This is a genomic window from Mesorhizobium sp. LjNodule214 (assembly GCF_964252735.1).
Lineage (GTDB): Bacteria > Pseudomonadota > Alphaproteobacteria > Rhizobiales > Rhizobiaceae > Mesorhizobium.
This window is the reverse complement of the sequence record NZ_CAXUPE020000001.1, coordinates 384,276-402,950: the sequence shown is the minus strand read 5'-3', so window position 1 is coordinate 402,950 and position 18,675 is coordinate 384,276. Positions and strand designations below refer to the sequence as shown.

Sequence of the window (18,675 nt, the reverse complement as noted above, 5' to 3'; positions counted from 1 at the left end):
GTGATTGCAAAACATGTGAAATTGCCGAGGCAAACAAGAAATCGGCTAAGAGGACGCTGAAAGCATAATACCAACGTTACATCAGGGCAAGGCATATACTGTTGAAGACAATCACGCCGCAGCTGCCTTGCTTAAGAATTTTCTTAAATACCAGTTGAATCGGCAGCAAAACCGGTCCCAGGGTGCAGCCGAAACAGGTCCGCGCTTTGATGCCGAAACCCCGACGCCCGGTTGCGCGCTTGACTTCCCTTCCCGGCGACATTCAATGCACATTGCATTGCTGTGAGGGGATCGAGACAGATGGATTTTGTGTTTCCATGGCCGACGAGCCAGGGCGAGTGGCTGGCATGGTCGAGCGCCGTCGTGACCTTGGCTCTCGGCCTCGTGCTGTTCCTGGCGCCGAACCTCGCCTTCCGGATACTCAGGCTGCAGGTCAAGCCCGAGAAAGCGGCGGCGATCGCCGAAGGGCGCGGCCGAATGTCCGGCTTCTATCTCGGCGTCAGCCTGTGCTGCATATTGCTGGCGCAGCCGTGGCTCTACATGGCGCTCGGCTTCTCCTGGCTGTTCACCGCCTTCGGCCGCTTGCTGTCGATGATGTCGGACGGCGCCAACACGCCTTTCAACTGGGCATCGATCATTGTGGAACTGGTGCTGGCGGCGCTGCCGCTGGCCTTTGTCTTCGGCTTTTTGCCTTGAATCCAACGGCTTCGGTCGAACTCCACCGCTGGATGCGACAAAAGTGCCTGAAAACCATGCGGAACGACGCATTGCGGTCTTAAAAGGCCTGTGCTAGACGGCAATCGACTTTCGGCCGGGGATAGCGGAAGCCGCGTCTTCGTGCTTGGAAAAATGCAGTAAGGTCAAAGATTTAGCCAGAGTTCTCGCTCGCGCCAACAATCTGCGGCCTGTCAGACAAGAGAAAAGACGGTCCGTGGCCCAATCGTCATCGCCAATCTCAGGTGTCGCAGAACGCTACGCGGGTTCGCTGTTCGAACTCGCCCAGCAGGCAAATTCCGTTGCCAAGGTCGAAGCCGACCTCAACAGTTTCGAGGCGATGCTGGAAGGCAGCGCCGACCTGATGCGCCTGATCAAGAGCCCGGTGTTCTCCAGCGAGGACCAGGCCAAGGCGATCGCGGCGATCGCCGACAAGGCCGGGATCACCGGGCTGACCGGCAATTTCCTGCGCGTCGTCGCCAAGAACCGCCGTCTGTTCGCGGTGCCGGGCATGATCAAGGCGTTCCGCCAGATCGCCGCCGAGCATCGTGGCGAAGCCGCCGCCGAGGTGACGTCGGCGCATGAGCTGACCCCTGCCCAGCAGACCGAACTGAAGGCGGCGCTGAAGAGCGTTGCCGGCAAGGATGTGGCCATCACCGTCACCGTCGATCCGTCGCTGCTCGGCGGACTGGTGGTCAAGATGGGCTCGCGCCAGATCGATACGTCATTAAAAACCAAACTCAATTCGCTCAAGCTTGCACTGAAAGAGGTCGGCTGATGGACATCCGCGCCGCGGAAATTTCCGCAATTCTGAAAGACCAGATCAAGAATTTCGGCAAGGAGGCCGAGGTCTCCGAAGTTGGCCAGGTGCTGTCCGTCGGTGACGGCATCGCCCGCGTCTACGGCCTCGACAACGTCCAGGCCGGCGAAATGGTCGAGTTCCCCGGCGGCATCCGCGGCATGGCGCTCAACCTCGAAGCCGACAATGTCGGCGTCGTCATCTTCGGCGCCGACCGCGACATCAAGGAAGGCGACATCGTCAAGCGCACTGGCGCCATCGTCGACACGCCTGTCGGCATGGGCCTGCTCGGCCGCGTCGTCGACGCACTCGGCAATCCGATCGACGGCAAGGGCCCGATCAAGGCGACCGAGCGCAAGCGCGTCGACGTCAAGGCGCCCGGCATCATCCCGCGCAAGTCGGTGAACGAGCCGATGTCGACCGGCCTCAAGGCCATCGACGCGCTGATCCCGGTCGGCCGTGGCCAGCGCGAGCTGGTCATCGGTGACCGTCAGACCGGCAAGACCGCGATCATCCTCGACACGATGCTCAACCAGAAGTCGGTGCACGACAACGGGCCGGAGAAGGAAAAGCTCTACTGCGTCTACGTCGCCATCGGCCAGAAGCGCTCGACCGTTGCGCAGTTCGTGAAAGTTCTCGAAGAGCGCGGCGCGCTCGACTATTCGATCATCGTCGCCGCCACCGCTTCCGACCCGGCGCCGATGCAGTACCTGGCGCCGTTCACCGCATGCACCATGGGCGAATATTTCCGCGACAACGGGATGCACGCGCTGATCAGCTATGACGATCTGTCGAAGCAGGCGGTCGCCTATCGCCAGATGTCGCTGTTGCTGCGCCGCCCGCCGGGCCGCGAAGCCTATCCGGGTGATGTGTTCTACCTGCACTCGCGCCTTCTCGAGCGGGCGGCCAAGCTCAATGACGACAATGGCGGTGGTTCGCTGACTGCGCTGCCGATCATCGAGACGCAGGCCAACGACGTGTCGGCCTATATCCCGACCAACGTCATCTCGATCACCGACGGCCAGATATTCCTGGAAACCAACCTGTTCTTCCAGGGCGTCCGCCCGGCGGTCAATGTCGGCCTGTCGGTGTCACGCGTCGGTTCCTCGGCGCAGATCAAGGCGATGAAGCAGGTCGCCGGCTCGATCAAGGGCGAGCTCGCACAGTACCGCGAAATGGCGGCCTTCGCGCAGTTCGGCTCCGATCTCGACGCCGCCACGCAGCGCCTGCTCAACCGCGGATCGCGCCTGACCGAGCTTTTGAAGCAGCCGCAATTCTCGCCGCTGAAGGTCGAGGAGCAGGTCGCGGTGATCTTTGCCGGCGTCAACGGCTATCTCGACAAGCTGACGATCAACCAGGTCAGCAAGTTCGAGCATGGCCTGCTCAGCCATATGCGCTCGGCCGGCAAGGCCGTGCTTGACGGTATCCGCAAGGAGAAGGCGCTGTCGGACGATCTGCGCGCCAAGCTGAAGGCGGAAATCGACGCCTTTGCCAAGACCTTTGCTTGAACGAAGCCGATTGGGTTGGATCAGGTTTGAAGCATGCCTTCATTAAAAGACCTTCGTAACCGTATCGCCTCGGTCAAGGCGACGCAGAAGATCACCAAGGCGATGCAGATGGTCGCCGCGGCGAAGCTGCGTCGCGCGCAGGAAGCGGCGGAAGCGGCGCGCCCCTATTCGGAGCGCATGGGCGCGGTGCTGGCCAACATCACCCAGGCGATCGGCGACGGTGGCGATGCCCCGGCGCTGATGACCGGCACCGGCAAGGATGACGTGCACCTGCTCGTCGTCTGTACCGCCGAGCGCGGCCTGTGCGGCGGCTTCAATTCGCAGATCGCCCGCCTCGCCCGCGATCACATTCGCAAGCTGCTGGCCGATGGCAAGCAGGTCAAGATTATCTGCGTCGGCAAGAAGGGGTTCGACATCCTGCGTCGCGATTACGCGTCACTGATCCTCGATCGTGTCGACCTGCGCGAAGTGAGGACGCTTGGCTTCGTCAATGCCGATGCCATTGCCAAGAAGATCGTCAACCTCTTCAACGAGGGCAACTTCGACATCTGCACGCTGTTCTATTCGCAGTTCAAGTCGGTGATCAGCCAGATCCCGACGGCGCAGCAGATCATTCCGGCCGGTTTGGCTTCCGCCCCGGCCGAGGCGACGGATGGCGGCAGCGCCGTCTATGAATACGAGCCGGAGCCGGGCGAAATCCTCGCCGACCTCATTCCGCGCAACATCTCCGTGCAGGTTTTCCGGGCGCTGCTCGAAAACGCGGCCGGCGAGATGGGTGCCAAGATGAGCGCCATGGACAATGCGACCCGCAACGCCGGCGACATGATCAACAAATTGTCGATCACCTATAACCGCCAGCGGCAGGCGCAGATCACCAAGGAACTGATCGAAATCATTTCGGGCGCCGAAGCGCTCTAGGCGCGCTCCCACGAAGGTCGCCGACCTTCAAGCGGATCGTGTGAGAAACAGAGAGACGAAAAAGGGTAAAGACGATGGCGAAAGCAGCGACCCCGAAGACCGCAGCGAAGGCGGCACCAGCAAAGGCTCCGGCAGCAGCAGTGAAGGCCGCTCCGGCCAAGAAGGCGGCAGCGCCGGCCAAGGCCGCTGCAGCCAAGACGCCAGCCGTTACCATCAAGAAGACGGGTGCGGTCGGCAAGGTTCGGCAGGTGATCGGTGCCGTTGTCGACGTGCAGTTCGGCGAACATCTGCCGGCGATCCTGAACGCGCTGGAGACGATCAACGTCGGCAACCGTCTGGTGCTCGAAGTGGCCCAGCATCTCGGCGAGAACACCGTGCGCTGCATCGCCATGGATTCGACCGAAGGTCTGGTCCGCGGCCAGGATGTCTATGACACCGGCGCGCCGATCACCGTGCCGGTCGGTCCGGGCATGCTCGGCCGTATCATCAACGTCATCGGTGAGCCGGTCGACGAAGAAGGCCCGGTCGACGGCATCGAAATGCGCGCCATCCACCAGCCGGCGCCGTCCTATGTCGATCAGTCGACGGAAGCGCAGATCCTCGTCACCGGCATCAAGGTTCTTGACCTGCTGGCGCCTTACGCTCGCGGCGGCAAGATCGGCTTGTTCGGCGGCGCAGGCGTCGGCAAGACGGTGCTGATCCAGGAACTGATCAACAACGTCGCCAAGGCGCATGGCGGCTTCTCGGTGTTTGCCGGCGTCGGAGAGCGCACGCGCGAAGGCAACGATCTCTTCCACGAGTTCATCGAATCCGGTGTCAACAAGAAGGGCGGCGGCGAAGGCTCCAAGGCAGCACTTGTCTTTGGCCAGATGAACGAGCCGCCGGGCGCCCGCGCTCGCGTCGGCTTGACCGGGCTGACGGTCGCCGAATATTTCCGCGACCAGGGCCAGGACGTGCTGTTCTTCGTCGACAACATCTTCCGCTTCACGCAGGCGGGTTCGGAAGTGTCGGCGCTGCTCGGCCGTATTCCTTCGGCCGTGGGCTATCAGCCGACGCTGGCCACCGACATGGGTGCGCTGCAGGAACGTATCACCACGACGACCAAGGGCTCGATCACTTCGGTGCAGGCCATCTACGTGCCGGCCGACGATCTGACCGACCCGGCGCCGGCGACCTCCTTCGCCCACCTGGACGCGACGACCGTGCTCAACCGCGCGATCTCGGAAAAGGGCATCTATCCCGCCGTCGACCCGCTGGATTCGACCTCGCGCATGCTCGACCCGCTGGTCGTCGGTGAAGAGCACTATGGCGTCGCGCGCCAGGTGCAGTCGATCCTCCAGCGCTACAAGTCGCTGCAGGACATCATCGCCATCCTGGGCATGGACGAACTGTCGGAAGAGGACAAGCAGACGGTGGCTCGCGCCCGCAAGATCGAGCGCTTCCTGTCGCAGCCCTTCTTCGTCGCCGAAGTGTTCACGGGTTCGCCGGGCAAGCTGGTCGACCTCGCCGACACCATCAAGGGCTTCAAGGGCCTCTGCAACGGTGACTACGATCACCTGCCGGAAGCTGCCTTCTACATGGTCGGCGGCATCGAGGAAGCGGTCGAGAAGGCACAGCGCCTGGCGGCCGAAGCGGCATAGGCAAGCGAATAGGGAGTAGTGAGTAGTGAGTAGAGAATAGCAAGTGTGTGAGCCGGGCCGTTTGGACCCCTTCACTACTGACTACTCACTATTCCCTGCTCGCTAAATTGATCATGGCTGAAGCTTTCCAATTCGAACTGGTCTCGCCGGAGCGCCTGCTGGTGTCCGAGCAGGTCGAGTCCGTCGTCATTCCGGGCGCCGAAGGCGAGATGACGGTCATGGCGCATCACGCGCCGGTCATGACCACGATCAAGCCCGGCGTCGTCACTGTGAAGACAGCCGGCGGCAAGGAAGAGCGCTACGTGGTGTTCGGGGGCTTTGCCGACATCGTTCCGGCCGGCTGCACGCTGCTTGCGGAATCGGCAGTCGCCGTCGGCGATATCGACCGTGCCGACCTGGCACGCCGCATCCAGGAAGCCAAGGAAGACGCAGCCGACGCCAAGGACGACGAGGCCCGCAGCAAGGCCGAGCAGTTCCTTAGCCAGCTCACCACGCTGGAAGGCGCCATCCCGCCGGCTTGAGGCACCCCACAACAATAGATTGAAAAAGCGGGCTTGCCCCGCTTTTTTGTTTGGTGGACAGTCCGGCTGCCTTGGCATGGGGGGTGGCCGATGACGGAAGAGACAGCGCAACGAGAAACAGGCTCGCGATCCAGATGGTCGACGGCCCTGGTGTCGGCCTTTGGCGGCCCGTTCGGCGGGTTCCTTTGGATCGGCAACGGAAGACTGGCGGTCGCCAGCCTGGTGGTCATCTGCGCCATCACTTTCGCGATCATCTACGCCGGTTTTCCGGTGTTGCCGGGCGTCGATCTTGGCTGGGTGGCCAATCTTTCAGGCATCGGTTTGATGGCCGTGTGGGTGGCGCTCGTCGTGCCCTTTGCGCACCGATTCAAGCCGGACAGATGGTATTCGCACGGGTTTTCAGTGCTGGTGTTGGTCTTTCTCAGCTCGCCCGTGGCTGCTTTTGCGATCCGTTCGTTTCTGTTCCAGCCTTTTTCGATTTCCTCCGGCAGCATGGTGCCGACGCTACAGGACGGCGACTATCTCTTCGTATCCAAAACGGCATATGGCTACAGCCGCTACAGCGTGCCGTTCAACTTGCTTCCGATCGAGGGACGCGTCTTCGGCGCGGAACCCAAGAGGGGAGATGTGGTGGTGTTCAAATATCCGCCCGACCCGAGCGTGGACTATATCCAGCGGATCGTCGGCCTTCCCGGCGAGAAGATCCAGATCATCGATGGGGTGCTTCACATCAGCGATGTGGCGGTAGGACACGAGGATATCGGTTCTTTTTCGTCCGAAGAGTTCTCGAACGCCAAACGTCAAAGCGAGGCCCTCCCGGGGGGTGCCACCCATTCCGTTCTCGACCTGACGGACAATTCCATCGGCGACAACACGCGCGAGTTTGAGGTCCCCGAGGGCCACTATTTCGTGCTTGGTGACAATCGCGACAATGCCTCCGACAGCCGGTTCTCTGTCGGATTTGTTCCCTATGAAAATCTGGTTGGCAAGGCTGTGCGACTGTTTTGGAATTCCAAAGGCACCGACTATTCGTCTCGGCAGACGCTGGATGGTTCGGCCGGCAAATAGGTCTGAAGCGAGCCGGGTCTGAGCCAACTCAAGGTCCGGCCAAATCGCTCTCTATGCCGAGCGCTGCAAAGGCCAGAGCCGGACCGTCCCGTCGCAGGTGCACGAGATGGACGGCCACGAGCTCAATCAGCATCTGGCGCTCAGCATGGTCGCTGGCGAAGCCGGCCAGGTCGAACACTGCCGCCACGGTTTCGTTCGCCGGCAGTTGCTGGCTCAAAAGTGCCGTCAGTGCCGCGTCGAGCGGATCGGTGAAATGACCCTCCGGCAAGGTCCTTCCGCGCGCCGAGCAGGCGGCGATCCAGGCGGCCACCACCAGTGTGAGATGCACCAGCTCAGTGCCGGCTTCGACGCATTCGACGGCGGAGGCAACGATGCGCTGCGGCAGTTTCTGGCTGCCATCATTGGCGATCTGCGCCGTGCGGTGGGCGAGAGCGGTGTTGGAAAAGCGCTCGGCGAGTTCCGCCGTATAGGCGCTTGTGTCGAGCCCGGCATCCTCCGGCAGCGTCGAAATGGCTTCGGCCCACAAAGCATCGACGAACTGCCGGATAGCCGGATCGGCGAAGGCGCGGTCGACCGTCGCGTGGCCGCTGAGCAGGCCGAGATAGGCGATCGCCGAATGCGAGCCGTTGAGCAACCTGAGCTTCATATCCTCGAAAGGCCGGACATCGCCGACCATGGTGGCACCGAATTTCTCCCAGGCCGGCCGGCCCGCCGGGAAATCATCCTCGATCGCCCACTGGCAGAACGGCTCGGTCATGACGGGCCAGGCATCCTCGACGCCCAGCTCTCCGGTGATCCGCACCCGGTCGGCATCGGTGGTCGCCGGCACGATGCGGTCGACCATGCTTGAAGGAAAGGCGACCTCGTCGGCGATATGGCCGGCGAGCGAGGCATTGCCTGAAGAGGCGAGCCGGGCATCACTCGTGAGCCTGGCATCGTGCTTCGCACCGAGCCCTGCATCGTGTTTCGCACCGAGCCTTGCATCACGCAGTGCGGCGAACTCGACCAGCAGCCGGTGCAACGTGGCGCCGTTGGCAGGGAGATTGTCGCAGCAAAGCACGGTGAAGGGTGGCGTGCCGGCGGCACGGCGGCGCGCCAGCGCCTCGGCGAGAAACCCATGCGCGGTCTTCGGCGCATGGGGGTTCGCCAGATCATGGACAATGTCGGGATGGGCGGCGTCGAGTCCGCCGCCCGCCGCCCTCAGATAGGCCTTTTCGGTGATCGTCAGCGTGACGATGCGGGTGCGCGGATCGGTGAGCACGGCCAGCACCGCGCCCGGATCCTCCGGTGCCACCAGCAGCGACAGGATCGAGCCGACGACGCGCAGTTGTACGCCGCCGCTGCTCCTGACCGCCAGCGTGTAGAGCCCGTCCTGCGGTGCCAGCGCGTCGCGTGTGTCGGCGCTGCGCAAGGAAACGCCGACAATGCCCCAATCCATCTCTCCCGCCGCCAGGCAGTCGTCGACATAGACGGCCTGGTGGGCGCGGTGGAAGGCGCCGACGCCGAGATGGACGATACCCGGCGTGACGCTTTTGCGATCATATGAGGGGATTGCGACCTGCTCCGGCAGTGGCCGCAGCGTCGCGTCGGACAGATGGCGGCGCGTCATGGCTTCAATCGGGCTGGCGGGGTGGAGTGCATAGGTGCTCCTGCGCGGCGGATCGCAAGCGGCGTAACACCAGTTTCCTCTTGTCGCAAGGACACCAAATCCCGGCAACGACGTTGACATCATTCCTGCCCGACCGTACCGATATCGCACTTGGGAGGAGCCGCTTTCGATGATCGCGCTGGCCGATCCGGATCTGCTGTTTCCACCCGAAGCGTCTTCGCGCTTGCTCGCCCGCAGCCTCTATGCCGGCATAAAGAACCTGCCGATCGTCAGCCCGCATGGCCACACCGATCCGCGCTGGTATGCGCTCAACGAGCCGTTTCCCGATCCGGCGCAGTTGCTCGTCGTGCCCGACCATTACATTTTCCGCATGCTGTTCAGCCAGGGCGTGCGGCTGGAGGACCTCGGCGTGCCGACCCTCGACGGGTCGCCGGTCGAGACTGACGGCAGGGCGATCTGGCGGCGCTTCGCCGAACATTATTACCTGTTTCGCGGCACGCCGACGCGACTGTGGCTCGACCATGTGCTTGCCCCATCTGTTCGGCATCGATGAGCCGCTGAGTGCCGGCACGGCAGACCGCCACTACGACACGATCGCAACACTGCTGCAACGCGACGACTACCGCCCGCGCGCGCTCTTCGAGCGCTTCAACATCGAAGTGATCGCGACGACCGAGGGCGCGCTCGACGATCTCAAATGGCATAGGATGATCCGCGACAGCGGCTGGCAGGGCCGCGTCGTTACCGCCTACCGGCCGGATGCCGTCGTCGATCCCGATTTCGAGGGGTTTCCCGCCAATCTCGACCGTCTGGGCGAGATCACCGGCTGCGATACCGGCACATGGGCCGGCTATCTCGACGCCCACCGGCAGCGCCGCGCGTTCTTCAAGAGCTTTGGCGCGACCTCGTCGGATCACGGTCATGCGACGGCGGAGACCGCCAATCTCTCGGATGCGGCAGCCGCGGAATTGTTCAGCCGCATCCGCGGCGGCTCCGACGACGAGCGTGAACGAAAGCTGTTTGGCGCCCAGATGCTGACCGAAATGGCCAAGATGAGCCGCGACGATGGGCTGGTGCTGCAGATCCATCCCGGTTCCCGGCGCGCCTGCTATCTTCCAGAGATTCGGACGCGACAAGGGCTTCGATATCCCGACCCGGACCGACTATGCGGCGGCGCTCAAGCCGCTGCTCGACTGTGTCGGGCTGGAGCGCGACCTGACGGTCATCCTGTTCACACTCGACGAGACCAGCTATGCGCGCGAGCTGGCGCCGCTTGCCGGCGTCTATCCGGCGCTGAAGCTCGGGCCGGCCTGGTGGTTCCACGACAGCCCGGAGGGCATGCGTCGGTTCCGCGAAATGACCACCGAGACCGCCGGCTTCTACAACACGGTCGGCTTCAATGACGACACCCGCGCCTTTCCATCCATACCCGCCCGCCACGACATGGCGCGCCGGGTCGACTGCGCCTTTCTGGCGCGTCTCGTCGCGGAGCATCGGCTACGCGAGGACGAGGCGCACGAACTGGCACGGGAGCTTGCCTACGATCTGGTGAAAAAGGCCTACCGGCTCTAAGGTGCCTCGCCAGCTCCCGCGGGCCGCCAAACGCCTGACAGACAGGCAATGGACACGATGAGCAAGACCGACCTCTCCGCTTTCAGCCTTGCCGGCAAACGCATCCTGGTCACCGGCGCCAACACCGGCATCGGCCAGGGCATCGCCGTGTCGATCGCGCGCGCCGGCGGCATGGTGGTCGGCGTCGGCCGTTCCGCGATGGACGAGACGGTTGAAAGGATCGTCGCGGTGGGCGGACGATTCGAGGCGGTGCACTGCGACCTTGCCGACCCGATGGCTGCCCAGGCGATGCTCGACCAGGTCTGGGATGAAAGCGGGCCGCTCGATGGGCTGGTCAACAATGCCGGCATCATCCGCCGTGCCGATGCCGTCGATTTGACCGAGACCGACTGGGACGATGTCATCGACGTCAATCTGAAGACGGTTTTCATGCTCAGCCAGGGCTTTGCCAGGCATGTGCTTGCCGATCCGGGACGGCGCGGCAAGATCGTCAACATCGCCTCGGTGCTGAGTTTTCAGGGCGGCATCCGAGTCGCTTCCTACACGGCGTCGAAGCATGGCGTGCTCGGCATCACAAGGCTGCTCGCCTGCGAATGGGCGCAAAAAGGCATCAACGTCAACGCCATCGCGCCGGGCTATATCGAGACCAGCAACACCGAGGCGCTGCGCGCCGATCCAGACCGCAGCGCCGCGATCCTGGCGCGCATTCCGGCAGGGCGCTGGGGCGGACCGGAAGACATCGGCGACGCCGCCGTCTTCCTGCTGGCGCCGGCATCAAACTACATGCATGGCGCCGTGGTGCCGGTGGACGGCGGCTGGCTGGCGCGATGAGGAAGAGCAAATGACCGGGACAAAAATCTTTTCGCATGCCGGCGAGGGCGCCTGGACGCCGACGCCGGACGGCAACCGCAGACGCGTCCTGCTCACCACGGATGAGCTGATGATGGTCGAGTTCGCCTTCGAAAAGGGTGGCATCGGCGCGCCGCATTCGCACCCGCATGTGCAGGCGAGCTATGTCGCCGAAGGCCGCTTCGAGGTCACCATCGACGGCAGGGGCGAAATTCTGGACGCGGGCAGCAGCTTCATCGTCCCGTCCAATCTGGTGCATGGCGTCAAGGCGCTGGAGGACGGCCGCCTGGTCGACAGCTTTGCGCCGCAGCGCGGCGATTTCCTCGACTGACCCTTTTCGGCCTGTTCCAGAAATGGAAAACCCGCGCTTCCGGAGAAGCGCGGGTGTGTTGCCTGGGCGCTTGTGGCGCCGCGGTACTCAAAACATCGCCGCAGGACTGCAACTGTGCCGCATGATGGTGAAAATAGACTTAACAGGGCTGGAACTGCCCAGCTTTATCGGCCAAGCAGGACGGCAGGTCCTTGGCGAGTCGAACGCCAGCGGAATCGCGGGCGGACTCAAATCCGCACATTCGCTTCAACAGCAGGCGGCAAGGTGATGCAGATATCGGCGGCGAGCGTTCCGGCGGACAGACACGATGTCAGGCGGCGCGTCCTGAAGGATGTGTTCGGCTTCGATGATTTCCGCCCCGGCCAAGCAGTCGTGACGGAGGCGTTGCTGGCCGGGCGCCACGTGCTGGCGGTTATGCCGACTGGTGCGGGCAAGTCGCTTTGCTACCAGGTTCCGGCGCTGGTCTTGGGTGGGCTCACCATCGTCGTTTCGCCGCTGGTGGCGCTGATGCAGGACCAGGTCGCGGCGTTGCGCCTTGCCGGCGTTGCCGCCGACACGATTAACTCCTCGATCGACCGGGAGGCCAATGTCGCGGCATGGCGACGCGTCGCGGCGGGCCAGACGCGGCTGCTCTATCTCGCACCGGAACGGCTGATGACCGATCGCATGCTCGAGGCGCTTGTAAGGCTCGATATCAGCCTGATCGCCATCGACGAGGCGCATTGCATCTCGCAATGGGGGCCGGCGTTCCGGCGCGAATATGAGGAGCTGTCACGGCTGCGCGACATCTTTCCGAACGTGCCGATTATCGCGCTGACGGCGACGGCGGACGAGGCGACGCGCACCGACATCGAGGCGCGGCTGTTTGCCGGGCGCGTCGAAACGCTGGTGCTGGGTTTCGACCGGCCGAACATCAAGCTCGGCATCGAGCCCAAGCAGGACAGCAAGCGCCAGTTGCTCGACTTCGTGCAGCGCCACGCCGGCCGCAGCGGCATCGTCTATTGCCTGTCGCGCAAGAAGACGGAGGATGTGGCGGCGTTCCTCGAGAAGAACGGCGTCACCGCGCTCGCCTATCATGCCGGCATGAGCAAGGAGGCGCGCGACGCCAACCAGAACAGCTTCATGACCTTGCCCGGCGTGGTGATGGTGGCGACCATCGCTTTCGGCATGGGCATCGACAAGCCCGATGTCGCCTATGTCTTCCACACCGATCTGCCGGGCAGCCTGGAGGCCTACTACCAGGAGATCGGCCGCGCCGGCCGCGATGGCCGGGCGGCGGAGGCGCGCATGCTTTTCGGCCTCGGCGATATCCGCATGCGCCGGCTTTTCATCGAGGACGAGGCGACGCCGGCGGAGCACAAGAGGCGCTCGCACGGCCGGCTCGACACCTTGATCGGCTATTGCGAGACGGCCGAGTGCCGGCGTCAGGTGCTGCTCGGCTATTTCGGCGAGGAAGCTTCGTCCTGCGGCAACTGCGACAACTGCCTGGATCAGACGCCTCGCGCGGATGGCGCAGCCGAGGCGCGGTTCATCCTGGCGGCGATCGCGCAGACCGGTGAGCGCTTTGGTGCGGCGCACATCATCGATGTCCTGCTCGGCCATGAAACCGAGAGGATCCTGGCCAGGATCCATCACAGGCTCGCCAGCTTCGGCAGCGGTGCGGCGCACAAGAAGGATTTCTGGCTGTCACTGATACGGCAGCTCGTCGCGGGCGGGTTTCTGATGCCGGATCCGGGCGGCCATGGCGGCCTCGCCATTTCCGACAAGGGCCATGCACTCGGCCGTGGCGAGGTTCCGTTCCTGTATCGCGCCGAGACGCGGCAGCGCCGCGGCAAAATGCGTTCCGCCCAGGGCGCCGCCATGGATACCGAAGGCCTAGACGCTTCGCTGCTGGCCACGCTCAAGACACTGCGGCTGCGGCTCGCCAAGGAGCGCCAGGTGCCTGCCTATGTGATCTTCTCCGATCGCACGCTGATCGATATGGCCGCGCGCTGCCCGAGCGGCCTCGACGCCTTCGCCGAAGTGAACGGCGTGGGTGCTGCCAAGCTCAGGGAGTTCGGCCACGCTTTTCTGAGCGCGATCGCCGCGCATCAATCTGGTGGATCGGTCTGAAAATCCCGCACCAACGTCCCGCAGCGATTGTTCCGGGCACGAACGGCAAGTTTCGACCGAAAATCGTCACAACTGTACAGACCTGCCGCCGTCAACAGTCAGCACATGCCCGTTGACGAAGGAGGCCGCATCGCTGGCAAGGAAAAGTGCAGCACCAGTGATCTCCCGCGGCCGACCCCAGCGCTGCAACGGAACCCGCTGGCGGGCGAAGGCAACCATATCCGGGTTTTCCGCCATTGCGGCATTGGTCTCGGTGGCGAACATTCCCGGCGCGATGGCGTTGCTCGTCACTCCGTGCGCGCCATACTCGACAGCCATGCTGCGCATCAAGCCCGTCAGCCCCTGCTTGGCGGCAGGATAGATGGCATCGCCCGGCCGCGCCATCTCGCCAACGATCGAGGTCACCGCGATCAGACGGCCGTGGCCCTGGGCCTTCATGATCTCCGCCACTTCGCGCGACAGCGAGATCGCCGACAAGAGGTCCGTCTTGATCAGGTCAAGGACAGCGTCGTCGCTGAACGCGGCGAGCGGCCGCCTGTCGCGGGCGCCGACATTGTTGACGAGGATATCGAGACGGCCGCAGGCCTTGTGGATATCGGCGATCACGGCGCGGCCCGCCTCCAGGTCCGCCATGTCGAAGATCGCCGCCTGCGCGCTGCCGCCGCCCTGTGTGATGGCGGCGACGGCGGCGTCGAGCGTTGCGGCGGTGCGTCCGGTCACAACGACATGGGCTCCAGCTTCGGCAAACGCGAGCGCAATCTCGAAACCGAGTCCCCGCCCGCCTCCGGTGATCAGCGCCACGCGCCCGTCCAGGGAAAATCTGTCGTAAACGCTCACAGCAGGCGGCCTCAACACGCATGGGACGGGAACCGACCCCATGCGGCAATCGGCGCTTAGTACTCAGCCTAGCGTTCAATCGAAGGCGGTCAAATAAACTTACTGCGTGAGCGGATGCAGACGCCCTTGCTCGCATACATCCACATCAAGGCCTATGAACAGAGGTGGCTGGGGGCGCTTTGCCTAGCACCAACCGACATGACCCAATCAGCGACAACCGCCGATTGATGGCTCGCTTTGGTGAACAAGCATATCGTTCATTGTGACAGAGGGGGTCACAGCCATGCCAGAGGAAGAGATCAAGCAGAAGCGGCATCACGAATACGAACTGGGCCATTCGGATCGGGAGCTGCGTCGCTTGGCGACTCAGGCGGCGTTGGTTGATCCGATGACGCGTCAGTATTTCAGCAGGGCAGGTATCCAATCCGGGATGCGGGTACTTGATATCGGCAGCGGCGCTGGCGATGTTGCCTTTCTTGCCGCCGAAATGGTCGGGCCTACGGGCAAGGTCGTCGGTTCCGACAGATCATCGGTAGCGGTCAAAGCTGCTCGGGAAAGGGCCAGGCAGCTCGCCCTGGACAACGTTACCTTTAACGAGTGCGATCCAGCGGCTTTTGCGTTCGACAGTCCGTTCGATGCAATTGTGGGCCGTTACGTTCTGATGTTCTCGCCAGATCCCGTCGCCATGCTGAGGGGAATAGCGAGGCATCTGCGGCCTGGAGGCATTATCGTTTTCCACGAAGTCGACTGGACCGGGACAGCATCGTCGCCTTCCTCGCCGATTTACGACAACTGCTTTCGGTGCATAGTCGAGACCTTTCACAGAGTGGGGACAAACCTCAACATGGGACTTGGACTCCATTCCGCCTTCATCAAGGCCGGACTGCCAGCCCCGACTATGGCGGTGAGTGCCTTGGCGGGTGGCGGGTCTGATACGCTAAGCGGCATTGACCTCTTGTCCGATCTCGCCGTGACCATGGCTCCTGTCATGGAGCAGTCGGGCGTTATCAGCGTTTCGGAACTTGGCCCCGACAGCCTGCAAGAGCGAATGCGGGCCGAGGTAATTGCAAATCAAAGCGTTGTGGTCTGCAGGTATGAGGTTGGCGCCTGGTCGCGCCTCTAGAGCAATTCCAGGAAAAGTGTGAAGCGGTTTTCCGTCCGGAATTGCGTCAAAACAAAGAGATAGGGCGGTTCAGACTCTCAATAATGCGCGTAGCCGCTCAATGGGCATTTCTGGGATGCGGGAACCTGGAAGGTGCCGTCTATGCGCCTGCAGTTGCGGAACTTGGGCTGACGCGCCAACGGGGCCTGCGAGGCTGCCTTTGACTTCGCCGCCGGTCGCGGCTTTGCCGCTTCGCGTTGCTGTTCACGTCTCGGCTTCGCGCGCACGACGGGAGCAGGCTTGCGTGTCTTTTGCGGCGCTGCGCTTTCCCGCTTCTTCGCCTCCGACGCTCGCTCGGCGCGAACCGTCCAGCGATCTGCGGGCGCTGATCAAGGCGCACAGGGCAATGTACGCGGCGTTCGGCAAAGTGATCCACGAAATGGACGGCAGTAACCGCGACCACGACAGAGCCAGCCGGGCTGAGGAAAGGGCGCTGCTGGCTGTATGCGCCTATCCTGCGGTCAGGGAAGGTGATCGCCGGGCCAAGGCCCGATATCTTTTGAAGATCGAGGCGCGCGGTGAACTCGACCTGGCAGAGCACACGCAGGCTCTTCTCCGCTCGACGATGTGGAAAGAATAGGACCGTTTCCGCGTCGTGCCTTAATGCGGCAAGACGCGGTCGAGTCTATACCTGGAGGGCATCGCAATGAAAGTGGCCCGAACAACGCTAATGGAGAATAAACGGTGACTTTGGTGGGCGCTCGTTTTGAACGCTGCCTCGGGTCTCTTGCCTGCCGTTCGCGCTACAGCTTGATACGACCCCAGCCAGTCTTTCGATGCTCGATTCTGGCGTTCTGCGAGTCAGATATTTGAACCAGCGGGACGCGCCAATTGCCGACGCTCGGCGCCAAACAAAAGCGTCCTGTTTTGGGGCCGGAAGGAGTAGGTCTGCTTGTGGTGCAGGGAAGAACGATAGCGTAACCGGTTTCCTTCTCCCCATCCGACCCAAAGCAGGCCAACGGCTGTCGCCCAGCTTTCCAAAGCGCAAGGCGGCGCCGTGGCGGGAGCAACGGGGGCGCGTTGAATTTCAGTGGGTTTGGACTGCGCGAGCGGTCACGTAAAAGTCGAGTGCAGACGTTCAACGGTCCAGAACGCGGCCACTATGCCGATGACGTAGGCGGATGCGATGATCGCGTTTCGCGGCACGTCAACGATCCTGCGCAGCGCGCTGACTGCCAAGAGGATCGCCGCAATGAACATCAGTTGCCCGAGTTCGACACCAACGTTGAACGAGAACAGGGCGAGCGGAATGTCGCCCTGAGGCAGCCCGAAATCGGCAAGCGCGCCTGCGAAGCCGAAACCGTGGAGCAGTCCGAAGAAAAACGCCACGATCCACGGCCATTCTATCACCACGCTCGTTCCGCCGCGCTCCATCCTGATGATCTCCGCACCGACGAGAACAATGCTGAAGGCGATCATTATCTCGACAGGCCCCGACGGGAGGTTGACCCAACCCAACGTGGCGCAGGTGAGCGTGATCGAATGAGCCACGGTGAAGGCGGTCACCGTCTTCAGCAGCATGCCCCAGCGGCGGACGATCAGTATCAGCGCCGCCACGAACAGCAGATGGTCGAAGCCGAACAGAAGATGTTCGATGCCGCTGACGACGAACACTTTCACGACCTCCAACGGGCTTTGCCGGGCCTGGATATCGATCCAGGGCTGGGAAGGCCGGACAAGCGTCGTGGTTACCGTTCCATCCTGCAGTTTCACACGCACCAGTACGTCCGTTATCGTCGCTTGAAGTCCGACAAAATCGATCCGCTGGCCCGGCAGGCCGCCGGCGGCCTCAACGATCCGCCGCTCTACAACTGAGTCGGGGAGTTGGCGGTCCGTCGGTTCGGTGACGTTCTCGACGCCGTCGGAGAATTGCAGCACAACGGGCAGCCGCATGCCCGACAGCAGCGGGGTCCGCCACAGCACGCTGAAACGGCCTGCTCCGACCTGATCGATCTGAAGGTAGGCCGGCCGTATCTCATGCGCGCCCGCCGTGCCGGCCAACGCCAGTACCAGCATGGCTACCGCTGTGGCGAGGCGAAGGCCTGCGCTGTGTAAATGCTGCGCCGTCATGGAGATGCAGCGTCCAGGGTCGCCCCAGCCGACTCCGGACTTTTCAGGTCGCGCAGATCGACCGCATCGAGCGGAGCGACCGCCACTGTGTAGCGGGAGCGCATCTCTTGAAGCGCCGTGCGCTTCACCTCTTGATAGCGGTCATCCAGCCACGCCGTTTTCACGTCGGGCTTCACTTCCGCATAAAGCGGAACGCGGCCGGGCTCGATGGAACCCAACCAGACAATGTGCCAGCCATACCCGGATTGCAGCGGCCCCTGCCACGAACCGGGCTTCAGGCCAAACAGCGCATCCGCAAAAGCCGGACCGAACTCTTTCGCAGTCTGTTCCGGCGTGGTGTCGCCATAGTAGTTGCGCAGCATGAATGGATCGGCCAGCGCCTTGCCCTCAGGCGCATCCGCCGGTTTGCCAGCCAGGACGGCAAGTGCCGCGGCCGCATCGTTGCGCGCGCCCTCCCCGCGTTTGTCCGGAGAGAAATACAGGTGCCGGTAGCTGGCATGCGGGGGCAGCGCGAAGCGGTCAGAATGCTTCGAATACCAATCTGCCAATTGGGCGTCTGTAGGCTCTTCCAGGGCTGCCAGATCGGCCGCCAGGAAATCCATCTTCTGCGCAAGGCGCCGCTTGATGATCTGGTCATCCTGATCGAGGCCCAGGGCGACCGCTTCCCGGAATAGGATCTCCTCCGTAACCTTCTGTTCCACGAGGCTGCGCATTTCAACCAGGCTTGGCTTCGGCCGCCCTTGCGCAAGCCACGTCAGCGCCAGCTGGCGGATATCGTCGGCGGTCAATTCTATGCGCTGCGGGTCGGCTGCCTGCTCCGGTTCAGCAAAAAAGAAGCGGTAGCCTCCGAAGAGGAGAACCCCGACGACGAAAAAATGCAGCAGCGGCTCGCTAAGGATCTGCCGCAATCCATGTCTTGGCATGATGCTACCCGTCGTTCCCGTTGGAAGTGCTTTGTGCACCGA

At 63.1% G+C, this 18,675-nt stretch carries 16 protein-coding genes and 1 pseudogene; 13 read left to right on the top strand and 4 right to left on the bottom strand.

Annotated features, from left to right (window positions below):
• Positions 1 to 300: 300 nt before the first annotated feature.
• From ACSQ3Z_RS01940 to lepB, 7 genes are all read left to right on the top strand, one after another.
• Positions 301 to 696, top strand: a complete 396-nt coding sequence (locus tag ACSQ3Z_RS01940) for an AGROH133_08824 family phage infection protein (protein ID WP_006206550.1) — start codon at positions 301 to 303, stop codon at positions 694 to 696.
• Positions 697 to 931: 235 nt separating this feature from the next.
• Complete coding sequence (locus ACSQ3Z_RS01935; protein ID WP_436169708.1) at positions 932 to 1,492, top strand: F0F1 ATP synthase subunit delta; 561 nt, start codon at positions 932 to 934, stop codon at positions 1,490 to 1,492.
• The gene (gene atpA, locus ACSQ3Z_RS01930) at positions 1,492 to 3,021 is read left to right on the top strand and encodes a F0F1 ATP synthase subunit alpha (protein ID WP_436169707.1); all 1,530 of its coding nucleotides are present in this window, start codon (positions 1,492 to 1,494) and stop codon (positions 3,019 to 3,021) included. The genes ACSQ3Z_RS01935 and atpA overlap by 1 nt, the downstream gene beginning before the upstream one ends.
• A gap of 33 nt (positions 3,022 to 3,054) precedes the next feature.
• On the top strand, positions 3,055 to 3,939 hold the full coding sequence (locus tag ACSQ3Z_RS01925) for a F0F1 ATP synthase subunit gamma (protein WP_436169706.1): 885 nt from the start codon (positions 3,055 to 3,057) through the stop codon (positions 3,937 to 3,939).
• A 74-nt stretch (positions 3,940 to 4,013) separates the two neighbouring features.
• Positions 4,014 to 5,579 (top strand): F0F1 ATP synthase subunit beta, encoded by a 1,566-nt coding sequence (gene atpD, locus ACSQ3Z_RS01920; protein ID WP_436169705.1) that lies wholly within the window; start codon positions 4,014 to 4,016, stop codon positions 5,577 to 5,579.
• 113 nt (positions 5,580 to 5,692) lie between these two features.
• Complete coding sequence (locus ACSQ3Z_RS01915) at positions 5,693 to 6,100, top strand: F0F1 ATP synthase subunit epsilon (RefSeq protein WP_436169704.1); 408 nt, start codon at positions 5,693 to 5,695, stop codon at positions 6,098 to 6,100.
• Positions 6,101 to 6,190: 90 nt separating this feature from the next.
• Entirely contained in the window at positions 6,191 to 7,168 is a 978-nt protein-coding gene (gene lepB, locus ACSQ3Z_RS01910; protein WP_436169703.1) for a signal peptidase I, read from the top strand.
• A gap of 28 nt (positions 7,169 to 7,196) precedes the next feature.
• Here lepB and ACSQ3Z_RS01905 read toward each other — a convergent pair whose 3' ends face one another.
• Complete coding sequence (locus ACSQ3Z_RS01905; protein WP_436169702.1) at positions 7,197 to 8,777, bottom strand: mannitol dehydrogenase family protein; 1,581 nt, start codon at positions 8,775 to 8,777, stop codon at positions 7,197 to 7,199.
• Between the two features lie 169 nt (positions 8,778 to 8,946).
• Between ACSQ3Z_RS01905 and uxaC the strand changes: the two are divergent.
• The 4 genes and pseudogenes from uxaC (at position 8,947) to recQ (ending at position 13,641) form a co-directional block, all read left to right on the top strand.
• Positions 8,947 to 10,349: pseudogene (uxaC, locus tag ACSQ3Z_RS01900) on the top strand (glucuronate isomerase).
• A 57-nt stretch (positions 10,350 to 10,406) separates the two neighbouring features.
• A complete protein-coding gene (kduD, locus tag ACSQ3Z_RS01895) occupies positions 10,407 to 11,180 on the top strand; it encodes a 2-dehydro-3-deoxy-D-gluconate 5-dehydrogenase KduD (RefSeq protein ID WP_436169701.1) in 774 nt (257 codons plus the stop codon).
• 10 nt (positions 11,181 to 11,190) lie between these two features.
• Positions 11,191 to 11,529 (top strand): cupin domain-containing protein, encoded by a 339-nt coding sequence (locus ACSQ3Z_RS01890; protein ID WP_436169700.1) that lies wholly within the window; start codon positions 11,191 to 11,193, stop codon positions 11,527 to 11,529.
• A 267-nt stretch (positions 11,530 to 11,796) separates the two neighbouring features.
• The gene (recQ, locus tag ACSQ3Z_RS01885; protein WP_436169699.1) at positions 11,797 to 13,641 is read left to right on the top strand and encodes a DNA helicase RecQ; all 1,845 of its coding nucleotides are present in this window, start codon (positions 11,797 to 11,799) and stop codon (positions 13,639 to 13,641) included.
• A gap of 66 nt (positions 13,642 to 13,707) precedes the next feature.
• Here the strand turns inward: recQ and ACSQ3Z_RS01880 are convergent, their stop codons facing one another.
• Positions 13,708 to 14,478, bottom strand: a complete 771-nt coding sequence (locus tag ACSQ3Z_RS01880; RefSeq protein WP_436169698.1) for an SDR family oxidoreductase — start codon at positions 14,476 to 14,478, stop codon at positions 13,708 to 13,710.
• Positions 14,479 to 14,761: 283 nt separating this feature from the next.
• Between ACSQ3Z_RS01880 and ACSQ3Z_RS01875 the strand changes: the two genes are divergently transcribed.
• Together ACSQ3Z_RS01875 and ACSQ3Z_RS01870 are read left to right on the top strand one after the other, a co-directional pair.
• Complete coding sequence (locus ACSQ3Z_RS01875; RefSeq protein WP_436169697.1) at positions 14,762 to 15,601, top strand: class I SAM-dependent methyltransferase; 840 nt, start codon at positions 14,762 to 14,764, stop codon at positions 15,599 to 15,601.
• Positions 15,602 to 15,884: 283 nt separating this feature from the next.
• A complete protein-coding gene (locus ACSQ3Z_RS01870) occupies positions 15,885 to 16,220 on the top strand; it encodes a hypothetical protein (RefSeq protein ID WP_436169696.1) in 336 nt (111 codons plus the stop codon).
• Between the two features lie 473 nt (positions 16,221 to 16,693).
• Here ACSQ3Z_RS01870 and ACSQ3Z_RS01865 read toward each other — a convergent pair whose 3' ends face one another.
• Both ACSQ3Z_RS01865 and ACSQ3Z_RS01860 read right to left on the bottom strand, forming a co-directional pair.
• Positions 16,694 to 17,710 carry a HupE/UreJ family protein gene (locus tag ACSQ3Z_RS01865; RefSeq protein WP_436169695.1) on the bottom strand — a complete coding sequence of 339 codons (1,017 nt, stop codon included), beginning with the start codon at positions 17,708 to 17,710 and terminating at the stop codon, positions 16,694 to 16,696.
• Entirely contained in the window at positions 17,707 to 18,633 is a 927-nt protein-coding gene (locus ACSQ3Z_RS01860) for a peptidyl-prolyl cis-trans isomerase (protein ID WP_436169694.1), read from the bottom strand. Before ACSQ3Z_RS01860 ends, ACSQ3Z_RS01865 begins: the two co-directional genes overlap by 4 nt.
• Positions 18,634 to 18,675: the final 42 nt, after the last annotated feature.

Coding starts and splice junctions, on each gene's coding strand:
- ACSQ3Z_RS01890 (WP_436169700.1), top strand. CDS start 11,191: ATGACCGGGACAAAAATCTTTTCGCATGCCGGCGAGGGCGCCTGGACG.
- kduD (WP_436169701.1), top strand. CDS start 10,407: ATGAGCAAGACCGACCTCTCCGCTTTCAGCCTTGCCGGCAAACGCATC.
- ACSQ3Z_RS01860 (WP_436169694.1), bottom strand. CDS start 18,633: ATGCCAAGACATGGATTGCGGCAGATCCTTAGCGAGCCGCTGCTGCAT.
- recQ (WP_436169699.1), top strand. CDS start 11,797: ATGCAGATATCGGCGGCGAGCGTTCCGGCGGACAGACACGATGTCAGG.
- lepB (WP_436169703.1), top strand. CDS start 6,191: ATGACGGAAGAGACAGCGCAACGAGAAACAGGCTCGCGATCCAGATGG.
- atpA (WP_436169707.1), top strand. CDS start 1,492: ATGGACATCCGCGCCGCGGAAATTTCCGCAATTCTGAAAGACCAGATC.
- ACSQ3Z_RS01915 (WP_436169704.1), top strand. CDS start 5,693: ATGGCTGAAGCTTTCCAATTCGAACTGGTCTCGCCGGAGCGCCTGCTG.
- ACSQ3Z_RS01875 (WP_436169697.1), top strand. CDS start 14,762: ATGCCAGAGGAAGAGATCAAGCAGAAGCGGCATCACGAATACGAACTG.
- ACSQ3Z_RS01905 (WP_436169702.1), bottom strand. CDS start 8,777: ATGACGCGCCGCCATCTGTCCGACGCGACGCTGCGGCCACTGCCGGAG.
- ACSQ3Z_RS01865 (WP_436169695.1), bottom strand. CDS start 17,710: ATGACGGCGCAGCATTTACACAGCGCAGGCCTTCGCCTCGCCACAGCG.
- atpD (WP_436169705.1), top strand. CDS start 4,014: ATGGCGAAAGCAGCGACCCCGAAGACCGCAGCGAAGGCGGCACCAGCA.
- ACSQ3Z_RS01940 (WP_006206550.1), top strand. CDS start 301: ATGGATTTTGTGTTTCCATGGCCGACGAGCCAGGGCGAGTGGCTGGCA.
- ACSQ3Z_RS01925 (WP_436169706.1), top strand. CDS start 3,055: ATGCCTTCATTAAAAGACCTTCGTAACCGTATCGCCTCGGTCAAGGCG.